The sequence below is a fragment of the Rhizobium herbae genome (genome assembly GCF_017873135.1).
Classification (GTDB): Bacteria; Pseudomonadota; Alphaproteobacteria; order Rhizobiales; family Rhizobiaceae; genus Pararhizobium; species Pararhizobium herbae.
In genome coordinates this window covers 139,195-151,076 of the sequence record NZ_JAGGJV010000001.1, presented here as the reverse complement: position 1 = coordinate 151,076, position 11,882 = coordinate 139,195, and the positions used below count along the sequence as shown (strand labels likewise).

14 protein-coding genes are annotated in these 11,882 nt (G+C 58.3%); 4 read left to right on the top strand and 10 right to left on the bottom strand.

Annotated elements, in window-relative coordinates:
* Window positions 1–10: 10 nt before the first annotated feature.
* Together rpsB and J2Z75_RS00825 are read right to left on the bottom strand one after the other, a co-directional pair.
* Entirely contained in the window at window positions 11–781 is a 771-nt protein-coding gene (gene rpsB, locus J2Z75_RS00830; protein WP_209846320.1) for a 30S ribosomal protein S2, read from the bottom strand.
* Window positions 782–974: 193 nt separating this feature from the next.
* Window positions 975–1,811 carry a cell envelope integrity EipB family protein gene (locus J2Z75_RS00825; RefSeq protein ID WP_209846317.1) on the bottom strand — a complete coding sequence of 279 codons (837 nt, stop codon included), beginning with the start codon at window positions 1,809–1,811 and terminating at the stop codon, window positions 975–977.
* A gap of 154 nt (window positions 1,812–1,965) precedes the next feature.
* On the opposite strand from J2Z75_RS00825, the gene J2Z75_RS00820 reads away from it, so the two are divergent.
* From J2Z75_RS00820 to J2Z75_RS00805, 4 genes are read left to right on the top strand one after another with little or no spacing between them, the layout of a single operon-like run.
* Window positions 1,966–2,433, top strand: a complete 468-nt coding sequence (locus J2Z75_RS00820) for a RidA family protein (protein ID WP_209846313.1) — start codon at window positions 1,966–1,968, stop codon at window positions 2,431–2,433.
* A 14-nt stretch (window positions 2,434–2,447) separates the two neighbouring features.
* Window positions 2,448–3,173: a glycerophosphodiester phosphodiesterase gene (locus tag J2Z75_RS00815; protein ID WP_209846311.1), complete on the top strand. Its 726-nt coding sequence runs from the start codon at window positions 2,448–2,450 to the stop codon at window positions 3,171–3,173.
* Window positions 3,174–3,176: 3 nt separating this feature from the next.
* Window positions 3,177–4,370: a GNAT family N-acetyltransferase gene (locus tag J2Z75_RS00810; protein ID WP_209846309.1), complete on the top strand. Its 1,194-nt coding sequence runs from the start codon at window positions 3,177–3,179 to the stop codon at window positions 4,368–4,370.
* 34 nt (window positions 4,371–4,404) lie between these two features.
* Entirely contained in the window at window positions 4,405–4,827 is a 423-nt protein-coding gene (locus J2Z75_RS00805; protein ID WP_209846307.1) for an HIT family protein, read from the top strand.
* Here the strand turns inward: J2Z75_RS00805 and J2Z75_RS00800 are convergent.
* From J2Z75_RS00800 to cysE, 8 genes are all read right to left on the bottom strand, one after another.
* The gene (locus J2Z75_RS00800; RefSeq protein WP_209846305.1) at window positions 4,824–5,747 is read right to left on the bottom strand and encodes a phosphatase PAP2 family protein; all 924 of its coding nucleotides are present in this window, start codon (window positions 5,745–5,747) and stop codon (window positions 4,824–4,826) included. The genes J2Z75_RS00805 and J2Z75_RS00800 overlap by 4 nt on opposite strands.
* A gap of 73 nt (window positions 5,748–5,820) precedes the next feature.
* Window positions 5,821–6,165 (bottom strand): AzlD domain-containing protein, encoded by a 345-nt coding sequence (locus J2Z75_RS00795; protein ID WP_407692722.1) that lies wholly within the window; start codon window positions 6,163–6,165, stop codon window positions 5,821–5,823.
* Entirely contained in the window at window positions 6,162–6,899 is a 738-nt protein-coding gene (locus J2Z75_RS00790) for an AzlC family ABC transporter permease (protein WP_209846303.1), read from the bottom strand. The genes J2Z75_RS00795 and J2Z75_RS00790 overlap by 4 nt, the downstream gene beginning before the upstream one ends.
* Window positions 6,900–6,979: 80 nt before the next feature.
* The gene (gene clpA, locus J2Z75_RS00785) at window positions 6,980–9,502 is read right to left on the bottom strand and encodes an ATP-dependent Clp protease ATP-binding subunit ClpA (RefSeq protein ID WP_209846301.1); all 2,523 of its coding nucleotides are present in this window, start codon (window positions 9,500–9,502) and stop codon (window positions 6,980–6,982) included.
* 9 nt (window positions 9,503–9,511) lie between these two features.
* Window positions 9,512–9,865 (bottom strand): ATP-dependent Clp protease adapter ClpS, encoded by a 354-nt coding sequence (gene clpS / locus J2Z75_RS00780; protein WP_037166601.1) that lies wholly within the window; start codon window positions 9,863–9,865, stop codon window positions 9,512–9,514.
* Window positions 9,866–10,112: 247 nt separating this feature from the next.
* Entirely contained in the window at window positions 10,113–10,466 is a 354-nt protein-coding gene (locus J2Z75_RS00775) for a phasin family protein (protein ID WP_209846299.1), read from the bottom strand.
* 230 nt (window positions 10,467–10,696) lie between these two features.
* Window positions 10,697–10,900: a DUF3126 family protein gene (locus tag J2Z75_RS00770; RefSeq protein ID WP_037166596.1), complete on the bottom strand. Its 204-nt coding sequence runs from the start codon at window positions 10,898–10,900 to the stop codon at window positions 10,697–10,699.
* Between the two features lie 97 nt (window positions 10,901–10,997).
* The gene (gene cysE, locus J2Z75_RS00765; protein ID WP_209846297.1) at window positions 10,998–11,825 is read right to left on the bottom strand and encodes a serine O-acetyltransferase; all 828 of its coding nucleotides are present in this window, start codon (window positions 11,823–11,825) and stop codon (window positions 10,998–11,000) included.
* Between the last annotated feature and the right edge of the window lie 57 nt (window positions 11,826–11,882).

Genomic DNA, 11,882 nt, shown 5'->3' with positions numbered 1-11,882 from the left:
TTCGGCCTTATCAGGCTTCGGCAGCGACTTCTTCGAGAGCCGGCTCAAGCGGCAGATCGGAGGAGGCGCCGAGGTCGCGGCCGGACGAGCTCTGCTGACGGGCAATGCCGTCCAGCGCTGCACGGGAGATCAGATCGCAATAGAGCGAGATCGCACGCGAAGCGTCGTCGTTGCCGGGGATCGGGAAGTCGATGCGGTCCGGATCGCAGTTCGAATCGATGATCGCAACAACCGGGATGCCAAGACGCTTTGCTTCGTCGATGGCGATCGATTCCTTGTTGGTGTCGATGATGAACATCAGGTCCGGCACGCCGCCCATGTCGCGGATACCGCCGAGGGCGCGGTTCAGCTTTTCGCGTTCGCGCTCAAGGTTCAGACGTTCCTTCTTGGTGAAGCCCGAAGCTTCCGAGTTGAGAATTTCGTCGAGCTTGCGCAGGCGCTGGATCGAGTTCGAAATCGTCTTCCAGTTGGTCATCATGCCGCCGAGCCAGCGGGCGTTGACGTAATACTGGGCCGAACGCTTGGCAGCGTCAGCGATGATTTCAGATGCCTGACGCTTGGTGCCAACGAACAGAACGCGGCCGCCCTTGGCAACCGTGTCGCTGACGGTCTGCAGGGCGCGCGACAGAAGCGGAACGGTCTGTGCGAGGTCGATGATGTGAACGTTCGAACGATCGCCGAAGATGTACGGCTTCATTTTCGGGTTCCAGCGATGAGTCTGGTGACCGAAGTGAACGCCAGCTTCCAGAAGCTGACGCATGCTAAAATCAGGCAATGCCATGCCTTTTTCTCCTTTTCCGGTTGAACCTCCGCAAGGCAAACAGCACTTTCTTTGAAAGTGCCACCGGGTGGAGCTGTCCGGATTTCTCCCGGACGACCCCAAACCTTACGTGTGGAATGCGGTGCCCATACCCTCTGTCGCCCGATAAATCAAGGGCGAAGGCGCGAAATACCGCAGGGTAAGCTTCTAACGCCTATTTGCAGTCGCCTTCCTTGAACACTTCAAGATCGGCAAGCTTGCCGGTGAGGACGAAATCGCCGTAGTCCATGGTCAGATCGCGGGTGATGCCGTTTTCATAGAGCTTGAACTCCATGCGGTAGATCGGCAGCGCGTCGCCGGTCGCCTCGTCGTTGAAGTATGAAATCGTCACCGGCCAATAAGGCTTAGCCGCCATCGCGCCCGCCTTGCCGACGTCTCCCGCATCCGCGTCGTCCTTGGCCGGTTGCTGGAATTTGCCCACCATCGTCGTGGTGATCAGTGTCTTGTCGCCCGAATCGGAACCGTCGAAGATACGGGATTCAAACAGCTTCTCGCCCTTCTTAGCCCGATCGATCACCTCCAGCATATGTTCAGTCGGAAACAAGCCCTGGGCAAGATCGACCTTGCGCTTGTCCGGCGAGGTCAGATCGACGGTCAGGCCCTTCTGGGCTTCGTGAGCAGAGCCGCGGACTTCCTTGTCCAGCTTCTCGTCGGTGAAGGAACGCGTCAAAAAGCGGAAGTTTCCGTTCTTCAGGTCCTCATAGGTCGTCGTCTGCTGGTCCGTCAGCTTGACCTCGTCGCCGGTATCGACCTTGGTGACGAAACGGAAGCTGACAGTATAGCCCTCGCAAGCGGAGCCATTGAATTCATAGACCATCCGGCCATACATTCCGGAAATTCCGGAGCGTTCCGATGCATCCTTCAATTCCAGATCATAGACCGCACGATGAGGCGCCAGGATGTTGGCGGACGCTGCGGAGGCACCGCCGACCGTCACGCCTGAGAAACACGCCCATGCCAGAATGACAGAGGCAAAGCCTGAACGAAACATCCGTTTCCTCCTGTTGGACTCGCCGCCGATGCTATAAGAACACATCCGGCAAAAGCGAGGCATCGATGATCGCGAAGCGGTATTTTATCACTTCATGAATCAAGCTTTGCATGCAGCATTTGACGACAAAACACAACAATGACCGGAGTTATCCATGTCCGCAGAGATAGAAGCACGCATCAGGGAACTGGGAATCACCCTGCCGCAGGCCGCAGCGCCCGCCGCCAACTATGTTCCCTTCGTCATCAGCGGCTCACATCTTTATATCTCTGGCCAGCTGCCGATGGAAAACGGCAAGGTCGCGATCACCGGGCACCTCGGCGACGGCATCGATGTTGCGACCGGCCAGCGCGCGGCCGAACTCTGCGCCATCAACATCCTGGCCCAGGCCAAGGCAGCGCTCGGCGGTGATCTCTCGCGCATCCGCCGCATCGTCAAACTCAACGGCTTTATCGCCTCCAAGCCGACCTTCATCGAGCAGCATCTGGTCATGAACGGTGCATCCAACCTGATTGCCAAGGTTCTTGGCGACGCCGGCATCCACGCTCGTGCCGCCGTCGGTATGGCCGCCCTGCCCTTCAATGCCGCCGTCGAAATCGACGCCGTGATCGAAATCGCTTGAGCGGACGGCATACCATGAAAGACCTGTCCTGGCTGACGGCACAACCGGTCGCTCATCGCGGCTATCATGACATGAACCATGCCATCTGGGAAAACACCCTCTCGGCCTTTGCAAGGGCGGCCGAACACGGCTTTGCCATCGAGTGCGACCTGCAATACACCGCCGACAGCGTGCCGGTGGTCTTCCACGATGACGACATGCTGCGGCTTTGCGGCATCAAGGGCGATATCCGCGAAAAGACGGCCGGCGAACTCGGTCTCGTTGCCATCGGCGGCACGGCCGACAAGGTCCCGACCCTTGGCCAGCTTCTCAGGCTGGTGAAAGGCCGCGTGCCGATCGTCCTCGAGCTGAAGGGCCGCAAGGGCGACGACGACGGTTTTGCCGACGCGGTGCTGGAAACGCTCGAAAACTACCAGGGCCATGTCGCGCTGATGAGTTTCGACCACTGGCTGCTGAAGGATCTCAAGGCCCAGGCCCCATCCTATCCGCTCGGCCTGACGGCCGGAGGCAACCAGCCGGAGCAGTTCTTCGTTCACGAAGAAGCGATGCAGCTGGGGCTTGATTTCATTTCCTATTTCTATGGAGATTTGCCAAATTCGTTTATCACCAAGGAACGCTCGCTTGGCCGACCCATTCTGACCTGGACCGTCCGCGATCAGGCTGGCGTCGATCACACGTTCCGCCATGCCGATCAGATGACATTCGAGGGTTTCGATCCAAGCGAAAGGCTTATCGCCTAAAGGATGACAAGCGAAGTCAAAATCCGCGTCGAAACGTCCTTTCAGGATATTTCGAAGCAAAGCTGGGACGGATTGTCCGGGACCGCCAGGGGGCAACACGGCGGTCTCTACAATCCGTTCGTTTCCCACGCCTATCTTTCGTCGCTGGAGGAATCCGGTTCGGCCACGGCCGACACCGGGTGGCTCGGCCAGCACCTCTTGATGGAAGACGGCAATGGCGGCCTTTCGGGCGGCCTGATCTGCTATCTGAAGAACCACAGCCAGGGCGAATATGTTTTCGACCACGGCTGGGCGGATGCTCTGGAGCGCGCCGGCGGGCGCTATTATCCGAAGCTGCAATGCTCGGTTCCATTCACGCCGGCGACAGGGCCGCGGCTTCTGGCCGCAACGACAGCCGACACCGCCGTGGTCCGCGATTCTCTCGCCGCCGGGCTTCAGGAACTCGCCCGCCGCCACACGGTATCATCCGCACATGTGACGTTTCTGCCGGAGGCAGAAATCCCGACATTCGAGCGCGCCGGTTTCCTGCATCGGACCGATCAGCAGTTTCATTTCGTCAATGACGGCTATGCATCGCACAACGACTTCCTCGAGACGCTGGCATCGCGCAAACGCAAGGCCCTAAAGAAGGAACGCCGGGCGGCGCTCGAACACGGCATCAGCATCGACTGGCTGACCGGCAAGGATCTGACGGAAAGCGTCTGGGACCAGTTCTTCGCCTTCTACATGGATACCGGCAGCCGCAAATGGGGCCGTCCTTACCTGACCCGCAAATTCTATTCGCTGATCGGCGAGCGCATGGCCGACGACATCCTGCTGGTCATGGCCAAGCGCAACGGCAAATATATTGCCGGCGCCATCAATTTCGTCGGCAGCGATGCGCTCTACGGCCGTCACTGGGGCGCGATCGAAGATCATCCGTTCCTGCATTTCGAGGTCTGCTACCATCAGGCCATCGATTTCGCGATCTTAAAGGGACTGAAGCGTGTTGAAGCCGGTGCCCAGGGCGAACACAAGCTGGCGCGCGGCTACCTGCCGGCAACGACTCATTCGGCCCATTTCATTGCGCATCCAGGGTTGAAACGGGCCGTCGCCGACTATCTCGAACGCGAGCGGCAGGATGTCGAGCAAATGAGCGATATCCTTGCCGAGCATAGCCCGTTCCGCAAAGGCGAACGGCAAGAGATCGACGACTAACAGAGACAGGCATTTTTTTGGAGGAGAGACGCAGATGAGCGCCGCCTATGACGAAAACAATATCTTCGGCAAGATCCTGCGCGGCGAAATTCCCGCCCACAAGGTCTACGAGGACGACGACACGCTCGCCTTCATGGATGTCATGCCGCAGGCGGAGGGTCACGTACTGGTTGTTCCAAAAGCTGCGTCACGCAACATTCTCGATGCCGATCCGGCAACGCTCGGCCCCTTGATCGCAGTCGTCCAAAAGGTTGCGATCGCAGCGCAGGATGCTTTCGACGCCGACGGCGTGACAATCATGCAGTTCAACGAAGCGCCGGCGGGACAATCGGTGTTCCATCTGCATTTCCATGTCATCCCGCGCCGGGAAGGTGCGCCACTTCGGCCGCATTCCGGCAAGATGGAAGATGGAGCGGTACTCGCGGCGAATGCCGAGAAAATTAGGGAAGTGCTTTAGGCAGAAGCGGCAAGGACGGTCTGTTTTTGGTTGGCCTCGCGCACCACCATACTGGCCAGCCAACACGCCAAGCAAAACGTTGCGAAACCACCCAACACATCCGTCAAATGATGCCCGCCCTGAACAACAATGGCGGGCAACATAACCAAATTGAGAGCCAGACCCGCAAAAAAGAGGCCTCTCGAATGTCTCAGAAAATAGACTGCCATACACGCCATAACGGTGTGGAACGAAGGAAACGCAATGAGACCAAGTACATCTTTTGGCGTTAAATAACTTGCGCCTTGGAGTGCAAGGCGGTTCAGTTGCGCACCGTATTCCGGCCCGACGGCAAGCGCCATGCCTTCACGCACGGCCGGAGGCAACGGATACAAAGCTGCGGTGCCGAACGATGGGAAGAAGAACCAGAAAATCATTGCGATTGACACACCGATCATACCCGTCAACAAGAACCGGTACAACGAATGCGTCCTGCCACTGAACCCGAGAATAAGAATGACGACGATCATCTGGGGCAGTGAACTGATATAGACGATGTGAAGCAGAGATACCAGAAATGGATATCCTGACAGCCAAATCATGGTTTGAAGCCAAGAGAAACCCATCGCTGAATCGATTCGCCCAAGCGCACCATCGATTGTGGCAAACTGGACGGGCAACAACATGTAATTGAAAATTGAGCCGCAAAGCGTGAAGAGGATGAACAGACCGGTTGCCGTTACAGTCGTCGAAACCCGAAAGTCTGGCCGAACAGTCCTATAAAATTGTCCCAGCGCAACCATTGCCAGGCCAATAGAGCCGAGGCTTGCATACCCAGCGAAATCAATTTCAACACCCTTGAAAATAACCAGCACGCAATCCAGAGAGAACAGTGTAGCCAGTACGATCAGAATGAAACGCTCGACGGGAAGAAAAATCATCGCTGTACCCTCAACGCGCGGTATTTTATACAGCCCCGCTTAAAAATTGGATAAGCGTCGCGGATTGAGTTCTTCAAAAGCCAAGGAAATAGAGACTGGCCGCCAGCACAGCGATGGCTGTGGCGATACCGATTGCCGGCTTCTGGCGACCGATGAAAAAGGCGATTGCGCCCGCGGCCACCGATCCGAGGCGAAGCCAGAGGGGAGACTGTTCAAGAACACCGGTCGGATAGAGGATCAGCTTGGCGATGACGGCCGCCACCAGCGCGGTTGCAACCGCCCTCACCCAGTTCAAGGCTTCCGAATCCTCGCGCAGCCTGTTGCCGGCCAGCACGCCAAGCCAGCGCCAGAGATCGGTCGCGAGCCAACCGGCAATCGCGATGAAGACATAGGCCCACCAGCCTTCAAGCACGGTCAAGCGCGAACCTCCTTGCGACGGCGCCAGCTGCGCTCGGCCGCCCAGGCAAGCGTGCCGCCGCCAACGCCTGCCAGCAGAATGTCGAACTCCGGTGCCAGCCAGTAAAACAGCGGGCCGGCAATGAGCCCGACCGCGAGTGCCACATAGATCACCGGATGGCGCGCGGAGCTCCAGATCGAGGCGAGAAAATAAACCGGCGTCAGGAAGAACAGGCAGCCGGCAACAATCGGCGGAAACTCGGCGACGAACTGATAGACGATTGCCACCAGAAGCATGTTCGCAAGCACGAGCGTGATGCCGAAGCCGGCGAAAAACGCGATCCGCCGCTCGCGCGGCACCGCCTGCACTCGTTCCATCGCGAACACCCAGGCAGTGATCGCCACAAAATGCGACAGGAAAAGCAGCAGCCAGGTGGGTGTTTTCTCCGTGCGGATTTCCGGAACCAGGGCAGCCACCATCGGCATTAGCCGGATGGAAGACAGGGTGACCGCGATGAACGCAGTCAACAGATTGGCGCCGCCGAGGATGGAGCTGACGAGAATGACCTTTGCCGGCAAGGCCCAGACGACACCCGTCATGAAGACCACCTGCTCCATGGGAATGCCGGCCTGGGCGGTGAAGGCACAGAAGCCGACGAAGGACAGCATCAGGATGATGGCGGGCAGGCTGAAAATGCCCTTCATGCCAGTCAGGAACCAGTCCCGCCCAGAGCCGATCGTCTGGCTATCGTCCATCACAACATCCGCTGGTTCATGTCACAAAAAAACAGTGCCGGACCATTCCGCCCGGCACTGTATCTCTATTCTCTATGGATCTATTTCTTGCGCGGCACCTTCGGTACCGTACTCCCCTTGCGGGGCGGCTCAGCGGCCGTAGCAGTGGCCGGCGCTTCGGTCGCAGCCGCCTTGGATGCCTTCTTCGGCTTGGCGCGGCCTTCCGGTTCGGCACCGACGGTTTCCATTTCCTTCGGCTTTGCGGTCTTGGATGCCTTTTTCACCGGCGCCACGACTTCTGCCTTGGGCTTTATGCGCGCCGTTTCCGGAACATAGTCGAGGAGCAGGCCCTTAGTGCCATCCGGCTTTGTGCCAACCGTCACCTTGACGACGCCGCCCTTCTTCAGCTTGCCGAAGAGGATTTCGTCGGCGAGCGGCTTCTTGATGTGTTCCTGAATGACGCGTGCCAGCGGCCGCGCGCCCATCTTTTCATCGTAGCCCTTGTCGGACAGCCAGGCGATTGCTTCCGGCTGCAGGTCGAAGGTGACGTTGCGTTCGGCGAGCTGCGTTTCCAGCTGCATGACGAACTTCTGCACCACCTGATGGATGACCGGGGTCGGCAGCGAGGCGAACGGAATGACCGCATCGAGACGGTTGCGGAATTCCGGCGTGAACAGGCGGTTCAGCGCCTCGACATCGTCGCCTTCGCGCTTGGCAGAGCCAAAGCCGAACGCCGCCTTTGCCATCTCCGACGCACCCGCATTGGTCGTCATGATCAGGATGACGTTGCGGAAGTCGATCTTTTTACCGTTGTGGTCCGTCAGCGAGCCGTGATCCATGACCTGCAACAGGATGTTGAACAGGTCCGGATGCGCCTTCTCGATTTCGTCGAGCAGCAGAACCGAATGGGGATGCTGGTCGATACCATCGGTCAACAAGCCGCCCTGGTCGAAGCCGACATAGCCCGGAGGTGCACCGAGCAGACGCGAGACGGTGTGGCGCTCCATATACTCCGACATGTCGAAGCGGATGAGTTCCACGCCGAGCGAGGCTGCGAGCTGCTTGGCGACTTCCGTCTTGCCGACGCCGGTTGGGCCGGAGAAGACGTAGGAGCCAATCGGCTTGTTGGGTTCGCGCAGGCCGGCACGCGCCAGCTTGATCGCCGAGGCAAGCGCTTCGATGGCCAGGTCCTGACCATAAACGACCGAACGCAGTTCCTTTTCCAGATTGGCGAGAACAGCCTCATCATCCTTGGAAACGGACTTCGGCGGAATACGGGCCATCGTCGCGATCGTCGCTTCGATTTCCTTTTCCGTGATCAGCTTGCGGCGCTTGTTGACGGGCAGCAGCATCTGGGCCGCACCGGTCTCGTCGATGACGTCGATCGCCTTGTCCGGCAGCTTGCGGTCGTTGATGTAGCGGGCCGAAAGCTCGACGGCCGACTTGATCGCCTCGTTCGAGTATTTCAGCTTGTGATAGTCCTCGAAATACGGCTTCAGGCCCTTCATGATCTCGATGGCATCATCAATCGTCGGTTCGCTGACATCGATCTTCTGGAACCGACGCACCAGCGCGCGGTCCTTTTCGAAGAACTGGCGATATTCCTTATACGTCGTCGAACCGATGCAGCGGATCGCGCCCGAAGACAGCGCCGGCTTCAACAGGTTGGATGCATCCATAGCACCGCCGGAGGTCGCACCGGCACCAATCACCGTGTGGATCTCGTCGATGAACAGCACGGCACCCGGATATTCCTCGAGTTCCTTGACCACTTGCTTCAGGCGCTCTTCGAAATCGCCGCGATAGCGCGTGCCGGCAAGCAGCGTGCCCATGTCGAGCGAGAAGATCGTCGCGTCCTGCAACGCTTCGGGAACCTTCTTCTCGACGATGCGCTTGGCCAGACCTTCGGCGATCGCCGTCTTGCCGACGCCGGGGTCACCGACATAGAGCGGGTTGTTCTTGGAGCGGCGGCAGAGGATCTGGATCGTGCGGTTGACCTCGGCGTGGCGGCCGATCAGCGGATCGATCTTGCCGACCTTGGCCTTCTCGTTGAGATTGACGCAATAGGCTGTCAAAGCATCCTGCTGCTGCTTCTTCGGACCGCTTTCATCCTGCTCGCGCGATGCCTTCTGCTCGGATTCCGGCTCGTCGGCGCCGCGCGGCGGACGCGACTCGGATGCACCGGGACGCTTTCCAATGCCGTGCGATATGAAATTCACGGCGTCATAGCGCGTCATCTCCTGCTCCTGCAGGAAATAGGCGGCGTGGCTTTCGCGCTCGGCGAAGATGGCGACAAGTACGTTGGCACCCGTCACTTCCTCGCGTCCGGACGATTGGACATGGATCACGGCCCGCTGGATGACGCGCTGGAACCCGGCCGTTGGCTTGGAATCCTCGTCATACCCCGTCACCAGGTTACCGAGTTCGTTATCGACATAGTCGGATACGGTCTTGCGCAGGCTGTCGAGGTTGACGTTGCACGCGCCCATGACCGCCGCCGCATCGGCATCGTCGATCAATGCCAACAGGAGGTGCTCCAGGGTCGCGTATTCGTGATGGCGCTCGTTGGCCAGCGTCAGAGCCTGGTGCAGGGCCTTTTCAAGGCTTGTCGAAAATGTTGGCACGTCAGTTCCTCATTTCTTTTCCATGACGCATTGCAGCGGGTGCTGATGCTCGCGGGCGAAATCCATCACCTGCGTCACTTTGGTTTCGGCAACTTCGTAGGTGAAAACACCGCATTCACCCACGCCGTGATTGTGAACGTGCAGCATGATCAGAGTTGCCGCTTCGCGATCCTTCTGGAAGAAACGCTCCAGAATGTGGATCACGAATTCCATCGGCGTGTAGTCGTCGTTCAGAAGCAGGACGCGATACAGGCTCGGCTTCTTGGTCTTCGGCTTTGTCCGAGTTATGACGGACGTGCCGCGGTTGGCATTGCCCCCATCCCCGTCGCTGTCTTTTTGCATCCGGACCGGCATGGCGATCATTCTACTTCATTCCCTTGTCCAGTCGCAAATGCTTGGGAGATGTTTGCGACCTGTTCGTGAAACATAATCTAGTGGTTCTTTTTCGGATTTTAAGGCTGTTCTGCCGCACTGCAATCATATTTGCGTCATGAGGCACAAGATTGATCAACTTTCTTGGGGAGCCGATCACCAATATACCACGCAGACAGCAAAAAACCGGCCGCGGAATGCGCGGCCGGTTTTTCAGCGTTCAAATTGTGGGGTAGCCTTAAGCGGCGGCAGCGGCCTTGACGGCGGCGGTCGCCTTGGCAACCGGCGCTTCGTAAGGCTTGTAGGCGTCCTTGGCGAGGTCGGCATACATTTCGCCGATCTTCGTGGCTTCGGCGACATAGCCTTCATACGCGGATTTCACAAAGCCGGTCTGCAACTCGAAAGCGGCTTCGACGCTCTTGACGGTGGTGATCTTCTCGATGTGGGCAACGCTGTCTTCAAAGGCCTTCTTGGAATAGTCGGCGGCTTCGGTGGCGATCGCCTGAAAAGCCTTCGTCAGTGACGCATAGCTTTTCAACATCGTGTCCATCGTTTCCTTGCTCTTCTTATTCGCATCTTCGAAATTGAACATCAGACTGCTCCTTTTTGATGGCTCGCGATGACAACAACTTATGTGCACTGCACAATAAAGTCAATGTATACGTGCAATGCAATAAAACACTGTCATTGCAACAGCTTGATGAAAAACCACGAAATCGGACCGATTTCCGCGAAAAAATAAACAAAAAGTATGATTTTATCAAAAACCCGGCCTGAATGTCAGGGCCGGGTCAAATTTACGCGTTCAACTAAAAATGGCACTCAGAGGTCGATATCGAGGATGGCCATGGAGAAGTTGTAGGACAGCTCACCGTCCTCCTCGTCACGGAAGACAACGCCCAGAAACTCGTCGCCCAGGTAGACCTCGGCGGATTCGTCCTTCTTCGGCCGCGCCTTGATGACCATCGACTGGTTGAAAGTGCGCTTGAAATAGGCTTCGAGCTTTTTGATTTCTTCGGGCTTCAAGTCTTTTCTCCATGGCGGTTTGATTTGCGCCGCTTTTCGCACAGTGCCTCAAGCGGTGTAAACCCCCGGCAAGGCGGACAACCGACAAAACGCTGGGTCAGATCTCGAAGGAAACCAGCAGCTGGTCCATCGACCGCGACGGCTCCGAGCAGCCGGCTTCACCGACGACACGGGCCGGAACGCCAGCGACAGTGGTCTTCGGCGGAACTTCCTTGAGCACGACGGAGCCTGCGGCGACACGGGAGCAATTGCCGATATGGATGTTGCCGAGGATCTTCGCGCCGGCGCCGATCAGCACACCGTTGCCGATCTTCGGATGGCGGTCGCTGCCCTCCTTGCCGGTTCCGCCGAGCGTCACGCCATGCAGGATGGAGACGTTGTCGCCGACAACCGCGGTTTCGCCGACCACAAGCCCCGTAGCATGGTCGAGGAAGATGCCCTTGCCGATGCGCGCCGCCGGATTGATGTCCGTCTGGAAAACCGACGAGGACCGGCTCTGGAGATAGAGGGCGAAATCGCGGCGTCCGCGATTGATCAGCCAATGCGCCAGCCGATGGGTCTGGATCGCATGGAAACCCTTGAAATAGAGGATCGCCTCGAGGAAACGGGTGCAGGCCGGATCACGATCATAGACGGCCTGGATATCGACGCGCAGGATGCTGCCCCATTCCGGCCAGTCTTCCAGCATTTCGGCAAAAGTCTGGCGCAGCAGATTGGCCTGCAGGTCCGGATGGTCGAGCCGCTCGCAAATCCGGTAGATGACGCTGTCTTCCAGCGAGTGCTGGTTGATGATGGTGGAATAGAGGAAGGCCGCAAGCAAGGGATCCTGCTGGGCAGCGACCCGCGCCTCTTCCTGCAGACTGTCCCAGATCGGATCCATGATCTTCACGGTCTCGGTCGGGCGTATGTCAGTCCTGGCGACCATCGCCACTCTCCTTCGTCGTCTGTCGGTCGAACAGATATAGGCCAAATCGCGCCGGAT

What these genes read in the sequence shown, in the direction of transcription:
- J2Z75_RS00775 (WP_209846299.1), bottom strand. Translation starts at nt 10,466, where the DNA reads ATGTTCAATTTCGAAGATGCGAATAAGAAGAGCAAGGAAACGATGGAC.
- J2Z75_RS00800 (WP_209846305.1), bottom strand. Translation starts at nt 5,747, where the DNA reads ATGATTTTTCTTCCCGTCGAGCGTTTCATTCTGATCGTACTGGCTACA.
- J2Z75_RS00815 (WP_209846311.1), top strand. Translation starts at nt 2,448, where the DNA reads ATGAAAGACCTGTCCTGGCTGACGGCACAACCGGTCGCTCATCGCGGC.
- J2Z75_RS00805 (WP_209846307.1), top strand. Translation starts at nt 4,405, where the DNA reads ATGAGCGCCGCCTATGACGAAAACAATATCTTCGGCAAGATCCTGCGC.
- J2Z75_RS00790 (WP_209846303.1), bottom strand. Translation starts at nt 6,899, where the DNA reads ATGGACGATAGCCAGACGATCGGCTCTGGGCGGGACTGGTTCCTGACT.
- clpS (WP_037166601.1), bottom strand. Translation starts at nt 9,865, where the DNA reads ATGATCGCCATGCCGGTCCGGATGCAAAAAGACAGCGACGGGGATGGG.
- J2Z75_RS00820 (WP_209846313.1), top strand. Translation starts at nt 1,966, where the DNA reads ATGTCCGCAGAGATAGAAGCACGCATCAGGGAACTGGGAATCACCCTG.
- J2Z75_RS00825 (WP_209846317.1), bottom strand. Translation starts at nt 1,811, where the DNA reads ATGTTTCGTTCAGGCTTTGCCTCTGTCATTCTGGCATGGGCGTGTTTC.
- rpsB (WP_209846320.1), bottom strand. Translation starts at nt 781, where the DNA reads ATGGCATTGCCTGATTTTAGCATGCGTCAGCTTCTGGAAGCTGGCGTT.
- J2Z75_RS00810 (WP_209846309.1), top strand. Translation starts at nt 3,177, where the DNA reads ATGACAAGCGAAGTCAAAATCCGCGTCGAAACGTCCTTTCAGGATATT.
- cysE (WP_209846297.1), bottom strand. Translation starts at nt 11,825, where the DNA reads ATGGTCGCCAGGACTGACATACGCCCGACCGAGACCGTGAAGATCATG.